Source organism: Arthrobacter sp. Z4-13 (assembly GCF_054792705.1).
On the sequence record NZ_CP096458.1, the window covers coordinates 225,272 to 246,002 of the forward strand.

Annotated in this window: 19 protein-coding genes and 1 pseudogene; 8 read left to right on the forward strand and 12 right to left on the reverse strand. The window is 63.0% G+C overall.

Annotation, left to right across the window (positions count from 1 at the left end; genetic code table 11):
• Window positions 1-10: 10 nt before the first annotated feature.
• The 5 genes from M1E07_RS01110 to M1E07_RS01130 form a co-directional block, all read right to left on the reverse strand.
• A complete protein-coding gene (locus M1E07_RS01110; protein WP_461186572.1) occupies window positions 11-655 on the reverse strand; it encodes a hypothetical protein in 645 nt (214 codons plus the stop codon).
• Between the two features lie 49 nt (window positions 656-704).
• Entirely contained in the window at window positions 705-1,412 is a 708-nt protein-coding gene (locus M1E07_RS01115; protein ID WP_461186573.1) for a sortase domain-containing protein, read from the reverse strand.
• A gap of 24 nt (window positions 1,413-1,436) precedes the next feature.
• Window positions 1,437-2,201 carry a hypothetical protein gene (locus M1E07_RS01120; protein WP_461186574.1) on the reverse strand — a complete coding sequence of 255 codons (765 nt, stop codon included), beginning with the start codon at window positions 2,199-2,201 and terminating at the stop codon, window positions 1,437-1,439.
• A gap of 175 nt (window positions 2,202-2,376) precedes the next feature.
• On the reverse strand, window positions 2,377-2,853 hold the full coding sequence (locus M1E07_RS01125; RefSeq protein WP_461186575.1) for a hypothetical protein: 477 nt from the start codon (window positions 2,851-2,853) through the stop codon (window positions 2,377-2,379).
• Window positions 2,854-2,861: 8 nt separating this feature from the next.
• A complete protein-coding gene (locus tag M1E07_RS01130) occupies window positions 2,862-3,257 on the reverse strand; it encodes a cupredoxin domain-containing protein (protein WP_461186576.1) in 396 nt (131 codons plus the stop codon).
• A 243-nt stretch (window positions 3,258-3,500) separates the two neighbouring features.
• On the opposite strand from M1E07_RS01130, the gene M1E07_RS01135 reads away from it, so the two are divergent.
• Together M1E07_RS01135 and M1E07_RS01140 are read left to right on the forward strand one after the other, a co-directional pair.
• Window positions 3,501-4,199 (forward strand): hypothetical protein, encoded by a 699-nt coding sequence (locus tag M1E07_RS01135; protein WP_461186577.1) that lies wholly within the window; start codon window positions 3,501-3,503, stop codon window positions 4,197-4,199.
• A gap of 372 nt (window positions 4,200-4,571) precedes the next feature.
• Complete coding sequence (locus M1E07_RS01140; protein ID WP_461186578.1) at window positions 4,572-4,892, forward strand: hypothetical protein; 321 nt, start codon at window positions 4,572-4,574, stop codon at window positions 4,890-4,892.
• A gap of 167 nt (window positions 4,893-5,059) precedes the next feature.
• On the opposite strand, the gene M1E07_RS01145 is transcribed toward M1E07_RS01140, so the two are convergent.
• The gene (locus M1E07_RS01145; RefSeq protein WP_461186579.1) at window positions 5,060-5,308 is read right to left on the reverse strand and encodes a sigma factor-like helix-turn-helix DNA-binding protein; all 249 of its coding nucleotides are present in this window, start codon (window positions 5,306-5,308) and stop codon (window positions 5,060-5,062) included.
• Window positions 5,309-5,372: 64 nt separating this feature from the next.
• Here M1E07_RS01145 and M1E07_RS01150 point away from each other — a divergent pair, with 64 nt between their 5' ends.
• On the forward strand, window positions 5,373-5,564 hold the full coding sequence (locus tag M1E07_RS01150; protein ID WP_461186580.1) for a helix-turn-helix domain-containing protein: 192 nt from the start codon (window positions 5,373-5,375) through the stop codon (window positions 5,562-5,564).
• Between the two features lie 77 nt (window positions 5,565-5,641).
• On the opposite strand, the gene M1E07_RS01155 is transcribed toward M1E07_RS01150, so the two are convergent.
• The 4 genes and pseudogenes from M1E07_RS01155 to M1E07_RS01170 all read right to left on the reverse strand — a co-directional run bounded on the left by M1E07_RS01155 (window position 5,642) and on the right by M1E07_RS01170 (window position 10,091).
• Complete coding sequence (locus M1E07_RS01155; protein WP_461186581.1) at window positions 5,642-6,286, reverse strand: class I SAM-dependent methyltransferase; 645 nt, start codon at window positions 6,284-6,286, stop codon at window positions 5,642-5,644.
• A 799-nt stretch (window positions 6,287-7,085) separates the two neighbouring features.
• Window positions 7,086-9,001: pseudogene (gene ftsH / locus M1E07_RS01160) on the reverse strand (ATP-dependent zinc metalloprotease FtsH).
• Window positions 9,002-9,170: 169 nt separating this feature from the next.
• Window positions 9,171-9,470, reverse strand: coding sequence for a DUF4193 domain-containing protein (locus M1E07_RS01165; RefSeq protein WP_461186582.1), 300 nt, complete (start codon window positions 9,468-9,470; stop codon window positions 9,171-9,173).
• 126 nt (window positions 9,471-9,596) lie between these two features.
• Window positions 9,597-10,091 (reverse strand): Hsp20/alpha crystallin family protein, encoded by a 495-nt coding sequence (locus tag M1E07_RS01170; RefSeq protein WP_461186583.1) that lies wholly within the window; start codon window positions 10,089-10,091, stop codon window positions 9,597-9,599.
• Between the two features lie 323 nt (window positions 10,092-10,414).
• On the opposite strand from M1E07_RS01170, the gene M1E07_RS01175 reads away from it, so the two are divergent.
• The 4 genes from M1E07_RS01175 to M1E07_RS01190 all read left to right on the forward strand — a co-directional run bounded on the left by M1E07_RS01175 (window position 10,415) and on the right by M1E07_RS01190 (window position 12,058).
• The gene (locus M1E07_RS01175) at window positions 10,415-10,840 is read left to right on the forward strand and encodes an Hsp20/alpha crystallin family protein (protein WP_461186584.1); all 426 of its coding nucleotides are present in this window, start codon (window positions 10,415-10,417) and stop codon (window positions 10,838-10,840) included.
• A 275-nt stretch (window positions 10,841-11,115) separates the two neighbouring features.
• The gene (locus M1E07_RS01180; protein WP_461186585.1) at window positions 11,116-11,436 is read left to right on the forward strand and encodes a hypothetical protein; all 321 of its coding nucleotides are present in this window, start codon (window positions 11,116-11,118) and stop codon (window positions 11,434-11,436) included.
• Window positions 11,437-11,478: 42 nt separating this feature from the next.
• A complete protein-coding gene (locus M1E07_RS01185) occupies window positions 11,479-11,757 on the forward strand; it encodes a hypothetical protein (protein WP_461186586.1) in 279 nt (92 codons plus the stop codon).
• Window positions 11,741-12,058, forward strand: coding sequence for a DUF3040 domain-containing protein (locus M1E07_RS01190; RefSeq protein WP_461186587.1), 318 nt, complete (start codon window positions 11,741-11,743; stop codon window positions 12,056-12,058). Before M1E07_RS01185 ends, M1E07_RS01190 begins: the two co-directional genes overlap by 17 nt.
• Window positions 12,059-12,394: 336 nt before the next feature.
• Here the strand turns inward: M1E07_RS01190 and M1E07_RS01195 are convergent, their stop codons facing one another.
• The gene (locus M1E07_RS01195; RefSeq protein ID WP_461186588.1) at window positions 12,395-14,272 is read right to left on the reverse strand and encodes an O-antigen ligase family protein; all 1,878 of its coding nucleotides are present in this window, start codon (window positions 14,270-14,272) and stop codon (window positions 12,395-12,397) included.
• Between the two features lie 245 nt (window positions 14,273-14,517).
• Here M1E07_RS01195 and M1E07_RS01200 point away from each other — a divergent pair, with 245 nt between their 5' ends.
• Complete coding sequence (locus tag M1E07_RS01200; RefSeq protein WP_461186589.1) at window positions 14,518-18,888, forward strand: beta strand repeat-containing protein; 4,371 nt, start codon at window positions 14,518-14,520, stop codon at window positions 18,886-18,888.
• A gap of 594 nt (window positions 18,889-19,482) precedes the next feature.
• Here the strand turns inward: M1E07_RS01200 and M1E07_RS01205 are convergent.
• Complete coding sequence (locus tag M1E07_RS01205) at window positions 19,483-20,664, reverse strand: PP2C family protein-serine/threonine phosphatase (RefSeq protein ID WP_461186590.1); 1,182 nt, start codon at window positions 20,662-20,664, stop codon at window positions 19,483-19,485.
• Window positions 20,665-20,731: the final 67 nt, after the last annotated feature.

Genomic DNA, 20,731 nt, shown 5'->3' on the forward strand with positions numbered 1-20,731 from the left:
GCGGGTGCTGTCAGGGGTGTTCGATCCAGCAGGCGAGGATGGTGGTGGAGAGCTGGTAGGCCAACGCGTTCCTGGTGATGTTGTCCGGTCCCAGGGTCGCGGGCAGGTCCGTGGCGTCCACCTGGAGGATGAAGCTGTCCTTCTGGAACACTGCCGACCCGTCGGCGGTTTCGTAGGCCGGGAAGCCCAGGTTCGCGAGCCCTTCGATGGGCTTGGCGTCCTTTGCCAGGGCCTGCATCGCCTCGAAGTAGGTCAGTGCGGTGGCCTTGTTCTTGGCTTGCTTGACGGAGATGACCAGGTCGCCTTCGTCCAGGTGGTAGGTGCAGGTGAAGGTGCTGTCGGCCCAATCATTGATCGTGTGCGGGTCCTGTTCAAGGTCCAGGATCGAGGTGAGCCGGTCCATCGGCTGGTCACCGCACACCATCTTTGCAGCTTCGCTCGGACCGTCAATCCCGGTGGCACCAGGCGATGATGATCGACCGTGGTGCCCGCCGCCGTGGCTGCCGGTGTGCCCGGCCTCAGGCGAAGTTTCGGGTGAAGATGCCGGTGCCGGAACGTTGGCGGGGGCGGACACGGATCCGGCCGCTGTGGCGCAACCGGAGAGCAGCAGAGCGGACAGGGCCAGGGAAGCCAGCAAGGGCGGGTGCTGTTTCATGGCTCTTTCCATCCTGGCCGCCCACGTTTTGGGGTGGGCGGGCCGTTTGTCAGGCTTTGAGGGTGGCGTAGATGACGTAGTTGTCATCGAACTCGCCGGTGGCGGGGTCGTAGCCGTCGCAGGTAATCAGCCGCAGTTCGGACCCGGGAGTGTTGCCGTAGACCTCGAGGGTGGGGAACTCGTTCTTGGGGTAGAGGGCGCCGCGGTCAACGGTGAACACGGCGGTGCTGCCGTCAGCCCGGGAGACGGTGATGTCAGCACCGGGGGTGAGTTTTCTCAGGTCCGCGAACACGCCCTTGTTGCCGCCCAGGGCGTTGACGTGGCCGAGCAGGACTGAGGGTCCGCGTTCGCCGGGGGTGGGGGATCCGTCGTACCAGCTGGCGGGTGCGCCGTTGCCGGTGTCCTGGGGGACTTTCAGGGAGCCGTTGTCTTCCAGTCCCAGGTGGATCAGGTCCGTGCGCACCGAGATCGAGGGAATTGTCAGGGTCACCGGAGCCGACGCTGTCATGACCGGCGGAAGCTGTCCCTGGGGCGGCGCGGGCGCGGGGGCAGCAGGTGCGGCGGTTGTCGCCGCCGGGGACGGAACCGCAGCTTCGGTGGGTGCCACAGACGAGGAGGCAGAGGCCGAAGGAGCATCTGCTGCATCGGGAGTGGTGGCAGCTCCGCCGGCGCAGCCGGCAAGGGACAGGGCGAGCAGAACCCCGGCCGCCGTGGCGGCCAGGGGGCCTCCGCGGTGGCCGGGGTTCCTGGGTGTCACTGTAGTGATCCGATCAGCTGGTGCTTAGGCTGCTGCGTTACGGCGGCGGACGACGTAGGCGCCGCCGGCGAGGGCCATCAGGGCCAGGCCGGAGCCGATGGCGAGGGCTCCGGTGTCGGTGCCGGTTTCGGTGGCGATGCCGGTAGCTGCGCCGCCTGCGGGCATTTTCATCTGCCCGGCCGTCAAGGTCCCGCACAGGGCGGGGGAGGTGGCAGCCAGCGGAAGGGTCGGTGCGAGGTCACTCTTTGCGGCCTGTCCGGCTGCGCTGAGGGTGGCGGGATCAAGGCCGTGAACCACGACCACTGCGGTGCCGGCTTCCAGGGCCGCCTTGGTTTCGGCGTTCAGTTCGAAGGTGCGGTCAACGGTGTACGCGGCGCCCTGGCCGCCGACCTTCAGGTCAAGGCCTGCCGCGGGGCTGGTGTCACCGCTGGTGGAGAGGGTGGTGACGATGCCGCCGTAGGACGGGGCGCCTTCGGTGGTGGAAATGACCTGGTCGCCGTCCTTATCGGCGGAAGGGTCAGGGCAGACGCCCTGCGCTCCGCCGTGGATGTGCTGGACGTGCGGGTACGGGGCGTCCATGAAGGTCGCGGGCATGCCCGAAACTTTCAGGACAACATGGGCCTGGTTGCCCTTTACATGGAGCTGGATGGTGCCCGAGCCGGCACTGCCGTTGAGCTGGCCCAGAGTGGACTGGTAGGACTGGTCCGCGGCCATCGCCGGGGAACCAGTGAGGGCAAGAGCGCCCAAAGCAAGGGTGGGAACTGCCATAAAGCGGAGTGTCTTATTCATTCGAAAAATCTCCTCATACACGCGCGTGTGATGTTGGTGCCCCCGGGAGGGGACAACAGTACTTCGCACCAGTTCCAGGAAAGGATGGGTGCGGATGTGGCCGGGTTCACATATTCCTGCAGGCCAGTTGCGCGCGCGCCGACCGGGGGTCCATCAGGCGGTCACAGAGGAAGGATCAGGCAACCGCAGCGCTGCGGCGCCGTCCCCGCGCACCAACCCGCCCTGATCCAGCCCCGCTCTTGTACAGCAGGGCGTACCCGGCCACCGCGAAGGCCCCTGCAGCCGCTTCGGCGACAGCCGTTATAGTCTTCGCGGTGTACCAGACTGGTTCATACATTGACGGCAGCGGTCCGAGAGCCGGGACCTGGACATATCGATAAAGGATGACCGCGGCCAAGGACGATAACGCCACCATGGCGGCCCCAGTGAAAGCCATGCGGGAACCTTTGAGCAGCACGAATACTGCTGCTAGGGCGGCGGCGCCGGCTTGGACCAGAAACAGGGTGCCCTGGCCGATACCGCCCGGTGCAGCCTGCTGATAGCCCGGCGCGAGCTGGACATGGACCACCGCGCTGACCACCAGGGCCACCGCAACACCTACGCGCAACATCCACAGAGAACGCGCCTGCCGCTTCGGTTCCGGCTCGGTCATTTTCCGGCTCACTTCACTACCAGCGTCCCGGTCATCTGCGGGTGGAAGCTGCAGATGATTTCGTACTCACCCGGGGCGTCAGGTGCCTGCAAGATCACGGTTGAACCGCCCGGGACTTCAATGTCGAACCCGCCCTCGTCCTTGACAGTTAGGGTATGTGGTGCGCTGTCAGTGTTCGTAACAGTCACCATCGACCCCGGTTTCACCGACGCCGGAACCTCATACTTGAAATCCTTGATCGTGATGACCCCTTCAGCTGCCTGTGCCGGCCCGTCAGAGGACGGAGCGGCAGAACTGGACGCGGGGGGCGGGGCGGATGAGTTCCCGTTCCCGGCTGAGCACCCGGTGATGGCCGTCAATGACAAGGCCGCGGCTACGGCCCAGATACGGGTAACACTTTTCATGACAATCCCCTTCACAGGGATGTGTCCTGCACCCGCCGGTCGGCGCGCCCATCAGGAAACTACCCCACGCACCTTATTCGTCACCCCGGCCCGCACGGACTGCCCCGTGAGGTAGAAGCCTGCCCCCACTGAGACCGGGCGAACGAAAAGGCGTAGGGGGTTCTGCCCATCCCAGTCCCCTTGTGGCGCGAATCACAGGAGACCGTCGAATTCCTCGGTGGCCCCTTAATAGGGAGCGAAAACATGAAAAGAAATTCCAAGCTGGCTCTTGGCGGAGCAGCAGCAGTGGTCATCACCGCGGTGTCGATGGGAGCAGGCCCTGTCCTGGCCCACAACGGCAAAGCGTCGGACAAGTCGGTGACGCTCACAGCCGAGCTTCATGAACTGAACGGTTCCGGTGCTTCCGGTACCGCCACCGCTGTGGTGAAAAACCAGAAGATCGAACACATTGAGGTCCACGCCGAGGGTCTGACCCCGGATGCACCCCACGCCCAGCACATCCACTACGGCAACGAGGCCCTGAACGAGTGCCCGAGCCTGGCTCTGGACGATAACTGGGACGGGCGCGTTAACACCGTTGAAGGGATTCCCGCCTACGGGCCGGTTGTCGTGTCCCTAAACACGACCGGGGACACTACCCCGGACAGCTTCCTGGACGTTACAAGGTTCCCGGTGTCTCATGACGGCATCTTCGACTACAGCCGGGACAACATCGAATTCACCGACGTCGCCGGAACCGGCTATCCCGGTCCAGGCGGGCTCGGCACCGCCAAGGCAATCGCCGATTCCATCCGGGACGGTGAAGGCGTCCTGGTCATCCACGGACTGGACTACGACGACAACAAGACCTACAACTTCAGTGACCCCGAAGGCGGCAGCGAACTAAGGAAGGACCTGCCCGCCGAAGCAACAGACCCGGCCCTGTGCGGCGTCCTGCGCTGACAGCCTGACCGGACTGGCCGCTGCTGGGGGCGGCCAGCGGCTCGAGTAGCTCAAACCGCCAATCGAACGGTGAAAAAGCCGTCATTTCCAGCTGTAGTGACACCTTAGTGTCACTATCCCGGGCTGCTCAAGGAATTTCCCCGAAGTCTGGAGGACTTAGGAGCAGGCACGGGACATAGGTGCGCTGAGCACAAGGACCAAGTCTTTTTGGGGAAGGGATAACCTCCGGCCGTCCGTCATCGCCGCAAACCAGCACCGAGGTCCGGTGCCGCGGCCGCGTTAGGTCCACATGGTAGGAATCTTGGCTGCTACCAGCGCTTTCCTGTCGGCGGCCAGTCTCAGGTCGATACCACCCGTCTCAGTTACCTGGACGTGGTCGCCGCTGATGAGAGTGACTTCCCTGCTTTGCGCCGCCTTCAGCCAACGGACAAATTCAGCGTCTTCAAGGTCAAACTGCCGAAACCAAACGAGGTTGTTGTCGAACACGAGAGAGATGAGACCGTCGGCAGAGGCACGGCACTGGATACTTCCGTCAGCTTGCTGCGCTTTGAGTGCAATGTCCGCGTGATCAGCATTGCACGCCAGCCTAAACCCACGGTTCAGCAACGCCGCAGTCAGCGAACCGAACCGTTGCCCCTCGTCGACATCGCTGCTGGCAAGGCGACACTGGTCGTGAAGACCAAAAGTGGGTAGTGCAAAACCCCGAATGATCCAACTACGCCGACCGTCAGCCGGGCTCCTAAATTCTCAATGGCATAAGCCGTATCCCCCCATGAAAGTCCGTCTGGTCAGACCCGATAGACGTATGACTGCATAGTGCAGCCTAGTCACCATTACCAGCCGCTCCTGGTGTCGCCCGCCTACACAACGTCGATTTGCGTCCTGAGCTTTTGGAGGCCATCCCTGATTCTGGATTTGATCGTGGGCAGCGGTACAGAGAGCTTCCCGGAGATCTCCTGGTAGGTCAACGAGCCGAAATAGGCGAGGACAATGGATTCGCGCTGCAGGGCCGAGAGGCATGCCAACGAAGCCATGAGGATCTGAGCGTCCATCTTGTCTGCCACGTCATCAAGCACGCCCTGTAGCTGCTCGGCGCGGTCACTGCCCATCGATGGTCGCGGTTGCGGCTACTTTTGGGTTGCCCGGACCTTGTCGACTGACCTTCGGTGGGCAATGGTCATCAGCCAAGCCTCGGGGTGCCGGGGCCGCAAACGGTTCATGACTGACGCCAAAGTCCGCTCCGCCCGGAAACTGCTCAGCCAGGGGACTCCACCGAAAGAAGTAGCCGCCAGCCTCGGCGTCTCAGTACCTACGCTGTACCGCCGGGTCCCAGCAACCAAGACAGCAAGAGATGCAGCGCCCTAACGCTGTCTGTCCAGGTGCACACGACCCTTGAAAGTGCACGACCGGACTGTGACCGGGCCACTCGAAGGCCCGGCCCCTCAGTCTGCAGAGGCGTCGTGCTTGTGGGCAAGTATTCGAAAGACGACGCCGCCTGGTCCGCCGCGCTGGGCTTCGGTAATGGTGAAGCCCGCGCCCGTCAGGTACGGCATAGGATCATGGGTGAGGTGCTCGGCGCTGAAACGGATGATCAGTGGTTCGATCCACCGCATGACGTCGCTATCCAGGGCACGCGTGGAGCGCCCGTGTTCGGCCAGGACGAACACTCCGCCCGGGCGGAGTACCCGGTAGGCCTCACGGCTGGCGGCCAGAGGATCGGGGATGGCGCAGAAGGTGAAGGTAGAAATGAAGGTGTCCGCGCTTCCCGACGGCAGGTTCAGAGTCTGCGCGTCACCCTGATGTAGCTGGACGCGGTCGATTCGCTTGTCCGTTACGCGTCTGCGGGCGATGGCAAGCATCTTCTCGGAGAGGTCAAAGCCGGTCACGTGTTTGACCTCCGGGCCGTACAGCGGGAGGTTCAGGCCAGAACCCACTCCTATCTCGATGACCGACCCTTGGGTCATGGACACAGCCCACGCCCGGGCTCCGTTGGCGATATAGCGCTCGAAGAAGTTCATCCACCGGTCATAGAGGCGGGAGTTCTTGTTGAAGGCTTTCGTGATGTCTTCGTTGCTGGTCTGGTTCACTTCAGCCTCCCGAACTGGATTTCTTCGCTGCCGGCCTTGTACCAAAAGCCGCCCTGGTGGTCAGGGGATCTTGGCACCAGTTTTGGACAACTTACGAGACAGCCAGATTACGCGGCGTTCGGAGCATCCCGACCCAGTGGAAAGTGCCAGCCAAGAGGATGGCCCTGGTCTGCTACAGCGGCATCAGCCAAAGAAAGCCCACCGGTGGGGGACCGATGGGCTTTCCAACGTAGACACTATGGCGATCGGTTTTGAACATCGAGTGGAGGACCAATGAGTCCCCTCAGATCAGGAGCCGTAGTCACTGCATTGACGGGAGATGATGCCCTGCCGGAGGATTTGCGCGGACGGGTGTTCAAGACCTTGGTTGGGGAGGCTCTTGAATGGGGGGAACACGCGCCCGGGAGCTGGCTTCCGGTTAACAACCGTACGGGGGAGCCATCTCCCGCCTTCACTTTTCTTCAACCACGCCTGGCACCGGGGCGGCTTTTCATTTTGGCCGGGAGAAGGCGACTGAAGCAGCTGCCCGTCGTGCCAGCCTGTAGCCCCGCAGCTTCGGCGGAGGATTGGAAAGGCTCATTATTCACCAATCTATGGTGAAGCAAGCACTACCCGATCGCCACCGGCTCGATGCGGACATCACAGGAGCAGCAGCCCTGCCAGGGTCGGTTGCGGGAGCTTCACTTCCATTCGATGACGAAATCGCTGCATTGTATGGTCTCGTGTGGAAAGCCCGTCGTGCCCCCCAAGCGGCGGGTTTTTTCACGCCCTTCAGCGGAAAAGAGGCTTTGTTCGTGCTTTACAAGCCGGTTGCCCGGGCCGGTTGATTTACCCCTTGGTATTCGTCTCTGCCGGTGGGGGAGCGGTGGAGGCCTGCTGCTTCGTAGATTTCCTGTTCGTCGAGGGTTTCTTTTTCCAGTACACGTTGGGCGAGGGAGTCCAGGCGCCAGCGGTTTTCCTGCAGGAGCGCCAGTGCGCGTTGGTGGCATTGGTCTACCAAGGTGTGTACTTCTTCGGCCACCGTGTCGAGCATGCCTTCGGAGACGCCCGCGGCGCGGGGGTCTCCTTCTTCGGGGAGGACCTGGACGGGGCCGATGCGTTTGGACATGCCCCACCGGCCGACCATCATCCTGGCCAGGTGGGTGCTGGTCTGCAGGTCGCTTTCAGCCCCCGTTGTAACGACGCCGAAGACGAGGTCTTCGGCGGCCATGCCACCCAGTGCGCCGACGATCCTGCCCCGGAGGTAGTTTTCGTCGTACCCGTACCGGTCGGTGTCGGGGGTGGAGAGGGTGACGCCGAGGGCGCGGCCGCGGGGGATGATGGAGATTTTCCGGACCGGGTCCGCGCCGGGTTCAAGCATGCCCAGCAGGGCGTGCCCGGATTCGTGGTAGGCGGTGCGCCTGCGTTCATCCTCGGGCATAACAACATTCCGCGCGGTACCGAGCTGGATTTTCTCGAGGGCGTCGAGCAGGTCGCGCTGGGTGACTGCTGGGTGGGCACGTTTGACGGCGAGCAGCGCGGCCTCGTTGACGAGGTTGGCCAGTTCCGCGCCTGTCATGCCGGGGGTGATGCGGCTGACGATGTCCAGGTCAGCGTCGGGGGCGAGCCGCACGTTTTCTGCGTGGACGCGCAGGATCTGCAGCCGCCCGGCCTGGTCCGGGGCGTGCACCGTAATGGAGCGGTCAAACCTGCCGGGCCGCAGCAGGGCCGGGTCCAGGACGTCGGGCCGGTTAGTTGCCGCCAGGACAACGATCCCCTCGGATGAGGAGAACCCGTCCATCTCGGTGAGGATCTGGTTCAGGGTTTGTTCCCGCTCATCGTGCCCACCCACTGTCAGGGAACCGCTCCTCTTGCGGCCGATCGCGTCGATTTCATCGATGAAGATGATGGAAGGTGCGGCATTGCGGGCGGCCTGGAACAGTTCCCGGACCCGACTGGCGCCGACGCCGACCACCATTTCCACGAATTCGGAGGAACTGGCGTGGAAGAACGGGACCCCGGCCTCACCGGCAGTGGCACGGGCGAGCAGGGTCTTGCCGGTCCCGGGAGGGCCGCTGAGCAGAACGCCTTTGGGTGGCTTGGCCCCGATCGCCTGATACTTCTGCGGGTCTTTGAGGTAATCAACAACCTCGGAAATTTCGGCTTCGACCTCATCGATGCCGGCGACGTCCTTGAAGGTCACCCTGACCTTTTCCGGGTCCACCGGCTGAAACTTTTTCCCTGCCCCGAAACCGCCCATGCCGAGCATGCCCGACTGCTTTTTGAACAGCCACAGGTAAAACAACACCAGGAGCACGATGGGGGCAATGGAGATCAGCAGGTTGGCCAGGACACCGCGTTCGCTCACAAGCGGGGTGGCGCGGACCGTGACGCTGTTTTGTTCCAGTTCGCTCAGCAGATTGTCGTCGGCGAAGAGCGGACGTTCGGTCGTGAACCGGGTGTAACTGTTCCCGTCGCTGCCGGGCAGGGGCTTTTCGGTCCGGAGGGTCCCGTCGATAGTCTGGCCCTTGGCGAAGACTTCCGCGATGTTGTTATCCCGGACCTGCGCCTTGAACTCGGTGTAGGACACGGACTGCGGTTTCCCAGCTGGTCCTGCACTGACAAGACAGAAAACACTGCCAGATACAGCACCACGATCAACAGGGTGCGCCACCACCGGCCTCTTTTCTTCCCCTGCCCGGATTCGTCAGGCAGGCCTTCGGTCCGCCACGGCACTTTAGGCTAGGACCCCGGCGGTGTCCCTGCCTCGTCACGAGGGCTGTCCTGGCGGGTGGCTGAATCGCTCACTATCCACCTCCCAAAAGTCTGAGCTGTGATCATGGTTTAGCCAGTGGTTCCGCTTACGTCAACCAATCCGCCTCACGCAGGGAAGCATCGCGGCTGCTCAGCTTTCGCATTCAATGCAGTACTTGTTTCCTTCCGTTTCCCTGGCGAGCTGGCTGCGGTGATGGACCAGGAAGCAGGACCTGCACGTGAACTCGTCCGGCTGGATCGGCACGATATGGACCAGTAATTCTTCACCGGAAAGGTCAGCGCCGGGAAGTTCGAAACTGTCAGCCAGGTCGCCTTCATCCACATCAAGGATCGCCGCTGCGGGTGAGGCTTTATTTGTCTTGAGCTCATCGAGTGGCTGCGCCACCTCATCATCGGCCTTTGCACGGGGCTCGTCATAGTCAATGGACACTGCTCCTCCTCCATGTCATACGCCGGGGACATCCCGGGAGCAACATCAGCGGTAAGGGCCCCGCCCACCGTGGACTTTCCGGTGCCAGCAGCGGGACGGACCCTCAGCCACTGAGTACCTTGCGGTTTAAATATTGGCTCCGGCATCTGTTCCGCTGCCACCGGCATCACTTTCGCCGGTACTGGTTCCGCTGTTTGTTTCGGCTGCTTCCCCGCCACGGGTGATCGGAATCTTCCGGGACGGGCTTTCCTGCTGCTCCGGCACCGGGACCCTGACTTCGAGGATCCCATCGTTGTAGGAAGCGCGGATGTCTTCTTCCCTGACTGCCCCTGGCAGGGCCACACTCCGGGAGAACGTACCGTACCGGAACTCGGACCGGTATCCGCGCTTGTCCTTGTGCTCGGTCTTCTCCTCATGCCGGACGTTGATGCGCAGCTCGTCCCCCCTCAGGGTGATATCAACGTCCTTGCTGGGATCAATGCCCGGCACCTCGGCTTTGACGACCATGGAATCGCCGTCACGGTATTCCTCTACCCTCAGCCAGGACCCCGCATCCCCTTCGAGGAACCGCCGGATGGGATCTGCGATGTCGACGCCGGACCACCGCATCAGATTGCTCATCGTGCGCCTCCTGTCTGCTGCCCAGCCCGCACAGCCGACAGGGCCCGGGGCCAGGATCGGATCGAACAGCTTTAAGATACGCGCGCTGCCGTTGGTTGTTAAGCCCCAGGCAGGAGGAATTACGGACGAGGTTTGGGCCTCTTAGACCCATTGGCGGTGTTTGAGGACAGGTAGAGGACCGATGCCCAACGAGAGGAACCAGTGCCGGAATTCGGGGTCTCCCGATACCAAAGACTCTTGCCAATCTCCGGCCGCGGTGCTAAAAAATCTATATCAGCGGATATAGATCTATCCGGTCAATTACTGATCAGAGGAGGTATGTCATGTTGATGATGAGCGATCCGTTCCGGCAGCTCGACAGGCTGACGCAGCAGGCGCTGGGCACGGCCGCCCGCCCCGCCGCGATGGCCATGGACGCCTGGCGTGACGGCAAGGAGTTTGTGGTCGCGCTTGATCTACCCGGCGTTGAACCTGAGTCGATCGATGTGAATGTCGAGCAGAACGTCCTGACCATCCGGGCCGAGCGCAAGGACACCCTTGGAGAAGGCATCGAACTGATTGCTTCCGAGCGCCCGCGCGGTGTCTTCAGCCGGCAACTGCTTTTGGGTGAAGCATTGGATACAGAGAAGGTGAAGGCAAGCTACGACGGCGGTGTCCTCACGGTCCGGATTCCGGTGGCGGAGAAGGCCCAGCCCCGGAAGATCGAAGTTTCCTCCGGAGCCGGCGAGCAGCAGCAAATCAGCGCCTAACAGGCCGGGAAGGAGGCTGCAGCCCACGGCTGCCTCTCGGGCGGTAACTCATCCACAAGCGCCACCGCGCCTCTTGGCGCACAGGCAGGATCAGGGCAAGGCATCCTTCCCCCGCAGCGGTCCCCGGTCCCCGCGACCCGGGGACCGCTTCCCGCTCGTGCTCACGCCCGGAGTCCGGAACTGCCGTGGTGGGCTGGTTCCACCCGGCGTTCCCCAAAGCACCGCTTCCCACGACACAGGTTGTCCCGAGGCCGGGCGGCCTGAAGGTGGCAACAATGACTATCCAATATATGAACGATGGTTTCGCCCCGCATGTGGACCGGGGATTCCAGACGGCAAAGACACGCCTTGAACCGAGCAGGCTCGGTTGGCACCAGGACGGGGAGTCCGCAAAGCACTCCCGGGCCCTGGTGGAACATATCCTTGCCCTTGAACCTGAACGCGTCCCTGCCGTCACAGCCGAACTTTTTGCTGAGGCGATTGCCGTAGCGAACGCCATCCGGCAAGCCCAGGGACGAGGGCCCGTTACGTCGTTCCGCGCCCGGGACTTCTGGGAGATCCTCAAGGATCTGATCGACAGCGTCCTCGAACAATAACCACTCACCCTTAATCGCCGGAGCGACGGGGGAGGGATCAGCATGGATGCAGAACTTGAAGAGCTTCGGTCACTGGCGCGAGTGATCGTGACGGCCGAGACCACGCTCGATGCCGCCTATGCGGCGTTGCGGGCCTCTGCGTCGGCTCTGCTCGCAAGCGGGTCCTGGTCCCTTGCCGATATCAGTGAAGCCTCCGGACTCAGTGAAGGCGAACTGCTGGACCTGCTCACCGTGGAAGCCAACACCAGGGCCCTGGAACAGATGTTTCCTGATCAATCGCCCGATCATGAAGGGCCGGGTCCCCGTGGCGCTGTCGGATGAAGAACGCAGGCACCTTGAAAAGCTCGAACAGGAACTGGCCGCAGCAGATCCTGCTCTCGCCCAGAAACTGGCCCGGCTCACCCACCACAGGGCAACATCTGAAACCTTCTATGGCGTCCAGGCGGCCATAGCCGGCTTCGCGCTGATCATCGCGGGAATCATCACCAAAATCATTGCCATCGGCGCCATCGGCGCCGTCGGCTTCCTGCTGATGGTCGCCGGCGGTGACTGCACCCTGAACCGCATCCTCCCACCCCGAGGGCCCGGGGGAGCCGCCATGAACGGGTGGCTGGGTAAGTGATGGCCCCCCGATTGACCCTCGCTTCCACCCAGCCCCTTCCGCCCAGCCGCCATGCGGCAACTGATGGAAAACCAGACTGGGGAGAACCGCCAGCGAACTTGTCCTTTCTGCCTGCCCCTGTTTTGAATTGAGGGCGTATCTATCACTGATCTTTGGGATGCTTCGCCTGGGAAGCGTCAAGGCGGGACGCCCTTCTGACGCCCCGGATTAACTCCAATGTCCCCGCCGGAAGCGTTATTCATAAAAATGCGCCTATCTTGTGAAAAAACTGCGCCGATCTTGATTTATTCTTGAGCATTCGACTTCATGGGCAGTCCTTGGATGGAATTGAATTTATTAGCGGCCCCCTATTTCATCAGCCCTCCGGTTAGCGAAGGAAGCTTCCTGGCTATTACCCAGCCGCTGGTGGATATTGGACAAAACCCGCCACGGTGTCTCCAAGGCAGGATCTAATGATGCCGCGTACTCAAGATCAGCAATTGCATCCGATGGACGCCCCAGGCCGAAGTGCGCCACCCCGCGGTGAACGTAAAGGGCCGCCGTATAGGGGGAATCAGCCACCAGCGAATCCAACAGGTCCTTCGCTTTCGGAACGTCCCCGCTGTAGAGGTACCCGAGAGCCAAGGCCGTTCCTGCTTCCTGCGACTGCGGCGTCCGTTCCCGCGCAAGAGTCCCCCAATTGACGGCGTATCGGGCCGCCTGTTGATCCCCCTCCGTGGCGGGACCGGCGAACGCCTGGGCTGCCAGCAATGCAGTGTCGCTGTCCCAGGATCTGAGCTGCCACGCCTGCTTGAACTCCTGCTCGGCCTGGGCATGGTTGCCAGCAGCGGCGGCCCGGGCTCCGGCACCCATGGACCATTCCGCAACTGTCGCCGGAATAGCAACTGCCAGTCCACCGATGACCAGCAGCGCCCCTGCCATACGGGGCACTAATCGCAGCTTTTCGGCGGCTAACTCCCGGAGGGCGCCGGTCCTGATGAAAGCATCCCTGCCGGCATCACTTCCCACCAAACCGCCGCACAGGAAGGCTGCGAGCCCGGTGGTGCCGATGGACGTAAAGTGTGTGAGCAGAGCCAGTGCGTATGCCGCCACCGTTACCAGCACCACGGCCAAGTACCTCCGGTCGACAGCTGACCGGGACTCTCTCATCCTTCGGATCACCGCCGCCGCCGACACCGCAATCAGCACCACCACAAGTGCCAGCAGCGGAAAGCCGCCTGCGGCCAGCGTCTGCAGCGGCCAGCTATGGGGCGAATCAGCTGGGAAGCTGTCTCCCACCGTCCGCGCCCACTCGGCCCCGAGATACCCCGGCAATGCATCAACGAAGCCGCTCGGGCCGACGCCGGAGAGCGGAATGTCGGCAATCAACCCAAGGGTCTGGTCCCACAACAGCCACCGCCCGTCAACAGTGGCTGTCGACAGCAGCCGCTCGCGGGATGCGGGGGCCAGCAGGACACCGGCGGCGATGCCCGCCGCTGCGAGTCCCGTTCCGGCGGTGATCTTCGGCCCTGTCCAGGACCGGCTCCTCATCCACGTGTAGGTGCCGAATACCGCTACGGCCAGCAGTGCTGCCAAGGCCGCGCGGGAGCCGGATAGGACGGCCACCCCCGCGCCTGCAAGCAGTCCGGCTCGGCGCAGCCACACCGCCCAGGCCCGGTCCGGGGCGCCTTGGGCGAGCAGGACGCCGGTGATGATGACGCCGATGAGCCCTTGGTCGGTGGCGTTGCCCAGTGTCGCTCCAGGGCGTACATCGGCGGCCCCGCCGAGTGGCCGCAGTCCGGCGCTTTCCAGCACCGCAAGGACGAACACGACGATGCCCGCACCTGCCAGGGACATGCCAAGAAGGGTGCGCCGGTGACTGCCGGGGGCGCCGCCCAGGACCTTGGCGCCTACCGTGAACACGGCGAGGTAGACACCGAGCATCAGCAGGCCCTCATACCGCGGCCAGCGTCCGGCGATGCTTGCCGCGGGGGTGTCGGAGAGCAGCATGGCGACGGTGATCCATAGCGCGCAGCCGGCAAGCGCAGCCTTTACTGCCAGCGGAAGTCGGGAGTCTGGCGGCGAGAACAGGCCGGCGATAACGGCAATTATGACCAACAGGACCTTGATCCAGACAAACCGGAACAGCCCGCCCGGCTGCACAGCCAAGAGGGAACCCGCCATCATAATGATGCAGAGCCGGGGCATCCAGGCCATTACTCGTTCCATGCGCATGCTGTCTATCTCCCCCAAAGTACTTGGACCAACAATAGCGGTTGGCCTGCAGGCGGTTTTCGGCGGGATGAGTAACACGGTTCTATGTATGACCAGTAACTTTACAAAATCATTGGGGAAATTCGGGTGCGCAGTTAGACTAAGGCGTTCTTTGACAATTTAAAGTAGCGGCCGGTCCGTGTGCTGACCCATGGGGGGTAAAAATGCTCGTAAAGAGCAGGCGATTCCATTTAAGGATCGCGTTATTGTTTTCGGTTCTTTCGGCGCTCATAGTTTCGGGTCTCGCGCCTGCCAACGCCGTAGACCTGTCCGACGCGTCAATCAGCGGCAAGCTCACTGCACCAGCGGGCGTTAACCTCGCATCTACGCAGGTCTACGCGTACACCTCCGACAGCTACTCCTGGGCCGGTTCTGGCCAGGTCAACGATGACGGCACGTATGCCGTGAGCGGCCTGCCGGCAGGTGCTTACAAGATCCAGTTCAACGGAAGCAACGGAGCCGGCACCATTGACCAGTGGTACTCGGGGGCAACATCGCACCAAACGGCTACCCCTGTCACGCTCGGGGCGGGCCAGAGCCTGACCGGAATCAACGCGACCCTGGTGAAGGGGGCCTCAATCGGCGGCAAGGTCACCGCCCCTTCAGGCGTTGACCTCACCCGCGTGTACGTCTCCGTGGAAAGCACCGGAACCGACTGGTACCGGGGATCCGGGTCGGTCAACCCGGATGGCAGCTACGCAGTCCGCGGCCTCCCGTCCGGGACCTACAAGGTCGAGTTCAGCGACGGAGGTTCCGGCGCCGTCACTCAATGGCATGCGGGAGCAGCATCGCGTGACACCGCCACGCCGGTGACGCTCACTGCCGGCCAGGACGTCACCGGCATCAACGCAACACTCGTGCGCGGAGCCTCCATCAACGGAACAGTCACAGTCCCCGCGGGAATAGATGCTTCGACCCTGCAGGCAACCGTGTACGAGGCTGCCGGAACACGCGCGAACTACGTAACATCAGCGTCGGTGAACACCGATGGAACGTACAAGGTGACGGGGCTTCGGTCAGGCAGTTACAAGATTCAGTTCCTCGGATGGGAAACAGGGCTTCTGGAACAGTGGTACAGCGCCGCGTCCTCCTTTGAAGCCGCCACGCCAGTAGCCGTTACGGAAGGCCAGGACCAGAGCGGGGTGAACGCTTCGCTCATCAAGGGGGCGTCAATCAGCGGCAAGGTCACTTCCGCTGCCGGCGTGGACCTGGGCAGAGTTCAGGCATACCTCTTCCGGGCAGACGGGATCTCCTACGTGACTTCCCGTCAGGTCAGCGCAGACGGTTCATTCACTTTTGGCGGACTCGTTGCCGGTTCCTACAAGGTCCAGTTCAGTGCCGGCAGTTCGGGTGCCCTGAGCCAGTGGTACGGGGGCGCCGCATCGTCGGCTGAAGGAACGGCCGTTGACGTCACGAGCAGCCAGGAACTGGCCCTGACGGACACGGTACTCGTCAAAGGCGCGTCCATCGGCGGAACAGTGACTGCGCCCGCGGGCGTGGCGCTTACCGCTGTCTGGGTCTACGCGTACAACGCCGACAACTTCCGGGCCTACCCTGCCTCCACGATGGTGCAGGCAGACGGGACCTACAAGCTCACAGGGCTTGCCCAGGGCAACTACGTGCTCCAGTTCTCCGGATCCAACTCCGGCGCGCTGGATCTATGGCATTCAAACGGCACGTCGCGGGAAACAGCCACCCCGCTGTCCCTCGCCGCCGGCCAGGACGTAAGCGGTGTCAACACCACTCTGGTCAAGGGCGCAACTATCAGCGGAAAGGTGACCGTTCCGGCCGGGGTGAGCCTGTCCGGCGTATCAGTACGCGCTACGAGCGAGGGCACCCCGTTCACCACCTCTGCCAGCCTCAACGCTGACGGCACTTATACCGTCAGAGGCCTTCCTGCAGGGACCTACAAGGTCCAATTCGCCAACTACAACTCAGGCGCACTGGACGAGTGGTACAACAACGTTCTGACGCAGGCAGCAGCCACCCCGGTTGTCCTGGCTGCGGGTCAGGACAAGACGGCCGTCGATGCCACGCTGGCCGTGGGTGCAGCGATCAGCGGCAAGGTCACACTGCCGGCGGGCGTGAGTTCTTACAGCGTCCAGGTCAGCGTCTTTAAGGCTGCCGACAATACGCCGGTGACCTCGGTCCAGCTCAGCAGCGACGGAACATACACCCTGCGCGGGCTACCGGCCGGCAGTTATAAGCTGCAGTTCGGCGGGCACGGTTCGGGCGCGCTGACCCAGTGGTACAACAAGGCCACGTCCCTGGCCACAGCCACCCCGCTGACCCTCACAGAGGGACAGTCCGCAACGGCCATCAACGCCACCCTTGTCAAAGGCGGGGCGATCAGCGGCAAGATCACGGCGCCGGCAGGCACAAGCCTGTACGCCTCCCAGATCATCGCCACGAAGACCGGAGCGGTGGATGCGCAGTCTGTCTACGGCAACATCGTCTGGGACGGAACTTACAGCATCGTTGGGCTGGAAACGGGCACCTACAAGGTCCGCTTCCTCGGCGGCCAGAGCGGCGCCGAAGACCGCTGGTACGGAGGAGCTACGGTCGAGACCGCCAAGGCAGTAGCAATCTCGGCCGGGCAGAGCGTTACCGGCGCAGACATCGAGTTTGTCACCGGCGCCACCATCAGCGGCAAGGTCACCGGCAGCGGAACCTCCGGCTACTATCCGCTCAGCATCCTGGACGGCAGTGGCAAGCTGGTCAAGAGCGGCTCCACGGACGGGACCGGCAACTACAGCGTCGTCGGCCTGGCAGCGGGCTCCTACAAGGTGGCGTTCAACCGCTCCAGCGGGTTCACCCAGGATGAGGCGCAGTACTACCAGAACCAGCCGGAATCCGCCGGGGCGGGACAGGCCAAGGCCATCCCGCTTACCTCCGGACAGTCTGCGCAGAACATCGACGCCACTCTGACGGCAGGCGGTTCGGTAACTGGAACCGTGCTGGACAAGGCCGGGAAACCAGCCGCCAATGCCTTCATCCAGGCCTACACCCCGGACGGTTCGCTGGTCACCCGCAGCGTGTCCACGGATGCCGCCGGCAACTACACCCTAAAGGGCCTCACTACCGGCAACTACACCCTCAGGGTCCACAGCGGCACCTCCGGACGTGGGGACCTCTACTCCGGCAACGTGACCACCGAGGCCTCGGCCACCAAGGTCAGCGTGGTCAGGGGCAAAGCCACAACGCACAACCTGTCCTACGCCCTAGGGGTGCAGAACCTCACCGCGCCCACACCGACGGTCAAGGGAACGGCGAAGGTCGGCTACGCGCTGACGGCGACCGTGGGCACCTGGGGACCCGCCCCGGTCACCCTGAAGTATCAGTGGAAGGCCAATGGCGTAGCCATCACCGGTGCTACTGCCACCACATTCAAGCCGATGTCGGCCCAGGTGGGTAAGACTCTGACGTTCACCGCTACGGGCACCAAAACCGGCTACACCACGGCCACCAAGACCTCAACGGCTACCGGAACGGTCATGGCGCTCAACCCTGTCCTGACTGCGCCTACTCCCAAGATCACCGGAACGGCCAAGGTCGGCTACACGCTGTCCGCGGTCCCGGGAACCTGGGGTCCGGCGCCGGTGACGCTGAAGTACCAGTGGAAGGCCAACGGCATCGCCGTCACCGGCGCCACTGCGGCCACATTCAAAGCCACGGCGGCGCAGCTGGGCAAGACTCTGACCGTCACGGTCACCGGCTCCAAGGCCGGTTACAACACGGCGGCCAAGACGTCGGCACTCACCACAAAGGTCGCCGTCGGGACCCTCGCCGTAGCCGTTCCGAAGATCACGGGGACGGCAAGGGTGGGCTACACCCTGACTGCGGTTCCGGGTGCCTGGGGCCCGGCCCCGGTCACCCTGAAGTACCAGTGGAAGGCGAACGGGATTGCCATCACCGCCGCCACTGCCAGTACCTACAAGCCAGTGGCGGCAGTGATAGGCAAGACCCTGAGCGTCACCGTCACCGGTTCAAAGGCGGGATACACGACAGTGACCAAGGCCTCGGCAATCACTGCGAGAGTCGCCGTCGGAACCCTCAGCGCTCCGGTCCCGGTGATCAGCGGTGCCCTCAGGGTAGGCTCCGTCCTGACAGCCACAGGTGCATGGGGGCCGGCTCCAGTCACCCTCAAGTACCAGTGGAAGGCAAACGGGGTAGCCATCACCGGCGCCACGGCCAGCACGTACACCCCGACGACGGCAATGCTGGGCAAGACGCTGGCAGTCACCGTGACGGGATCCAAGTCCGGCTTCTCCACCGTAACCAAGACCAGTGCGGTGTCGGTCAAGGTCGGGGTCGGGGTACTGACAGCGCCCGTCCCCACCATCTCGGGTACTCCGACGGCGGGATCGATTCTCACCGCCGTGCCCGGGGCGTGGGGGCCGGCGCCGGTCAGCCTGACGTACCAGTGGTACGCCAACGGCATGCCGATCAGCGGGGAAGTCAAAAGCACCTATACGCCGCTGCTCCCCGGCTACGCGATCAGCGTCAGCGTGACGGGCACCAAGTCCGGCTTTACATCGGCGGAGAAAACCTCCGCGCCGACGGCACCGGTGACCTAACCGGCGGCCGCCCTTCAAAACGGATCCTTTAACCAGACACGGCCGCTGCGACTCCAAGAGTTGCAGCGGCCGTGACTGCGTTAATCGGTCAGCCCGTAAGCGCCACCCACACGATTGTCGCCGCACAACAGCCAAAACGGCCAACCCTGTCTATCCGTGCCGGTCGACGTCCCGAACGTCGCGCCGGTGACCCAATGGGCCGCAGCGCCTGGCTACACCTTCGCTCGTCAAGGCAACGGCATAGCACTCACCTGGGGGGGTAACGGCTGGAACGGTGCGCTGGTAGAGCTTGCGTAAGCGACGCAACGTTCTCTTCCTTGAATCTCCGGTCTAAGCGGCACCGGAAGGAAGCTCCCCGCCTGTCATGCGAGGTGAAGAAAAGCCCACCGGTTGGGGGACCCGCGGGCTTTCCGTTACTGACGCTACACGCATCGAATTTAGTCATCAGCGACTGGACCATTCCGGGCAGGAAAGTGCTTAGGGGTAGTGAGAGTGGACCGTGCCCGCCTACCCAGTGAGGGTGCTGGATCATTCGAATCACAAACACGTTGGGGCAACCGCAGCCGTAGCGCGTGGCATACAACAATCGTGTTTTTAAGCCAACCGCCTGATGGCGAGGAGTGTGAGGTCGTCGGTCGGGTGGAGCGGGGCGTTGATAAGTGCCTTCATGGACGCCTTTGTGTCTAAGTCCTTGGCTGTCAGATTCCGCAGCTCGGCCTGAAGCTGCTGGATGTCGTCGTTTACGAGTTCGAGGATGCCGTCACTGGGGACGATGAGCGAGTCACCTGGCTTAAGGACGAGAGTTTCTGTGGTCCAGTGATAGTCAGGCATGATGCCGAGGGGCGGTCCGCTGGCGTGCAGTTGGGTGATTTTGCCGTCAGCTGTGACGTGGTGGGCGATGCTGTGTCCGGCATCGGAGTAGCGGACTGTACCTGTTTCGATGTCAAGGTCGGCATGGAAAGCGGTGACGAACACGTCGTCAAGGGCCAAGTCGGTGTCCAGCTGTTCGGAAAGCGCTGTGAGGGAGCGTCCTGGTTCGGGAAGGTTGATTGCTCGCAGCCGGGACTGGACTGCGGCGGCCAGGATTGCCGGGCCCGCTCCTTTTCCCATCACATCGGCGAGGCTGAAGGTCAGCGTTTTGTCGTTGATCTGCCAGTCGTAGAAGTCCCCGGAGACGTCACCGGCGGGCCGGGTGAAGGCGTGGACTTCATATCCGTCCACCTCCGGCGGGGCAACGGGCAGCAGCGCCCGTTGTATTTTGGCGGCGTTTTTCATCTCGACGGTGACATTGATTTCGCGTTGGACGATTGCGGCGAGGTCACGAAGTATCTGCTCCTGCTCCGGAGAGAAGGTCCGTGGTTGTTGATCGATAAGGCATAGCGTCCCGATGTTCCAGCCCCCCGGCCCCTGTAACGGCTGTCCCGCGTAGAAGCGGATGTTCGGTTGGCCCAGAACGAGCGGGTTGGTGCTGAAGCGCTCGTCTTCGCGGGCGTCTTCAACGACCATGGTGTCTGGGGTTTTGATGGTGTGGGTGCAGAAAGCGTCGGCCCTGGGAATGACCTGCTTCAGACTCCCGGCCAGCGACTTCAGGAACTGACGGTCGTCAGCAATCAGGGCCACCGTTGCGGTGCTGACCCCGAAGAGCTGTTGGGCCAATCGCGTGATCCGGTCGAACCGTTCCTCCGCGGGGCTGCTGAGAAGCTCGGTGGATGCCAGCGACGCCAAACGTTGCCGCTCGTCCTCGCCCGGAATCGCCTCAGTAACCTGCTCAATCATCTGTCTGCCTCCTTGTGCCGGCTGCCCGGCACTGGTTGTCACGCCATCCTAAATGCAAGCAGACTGC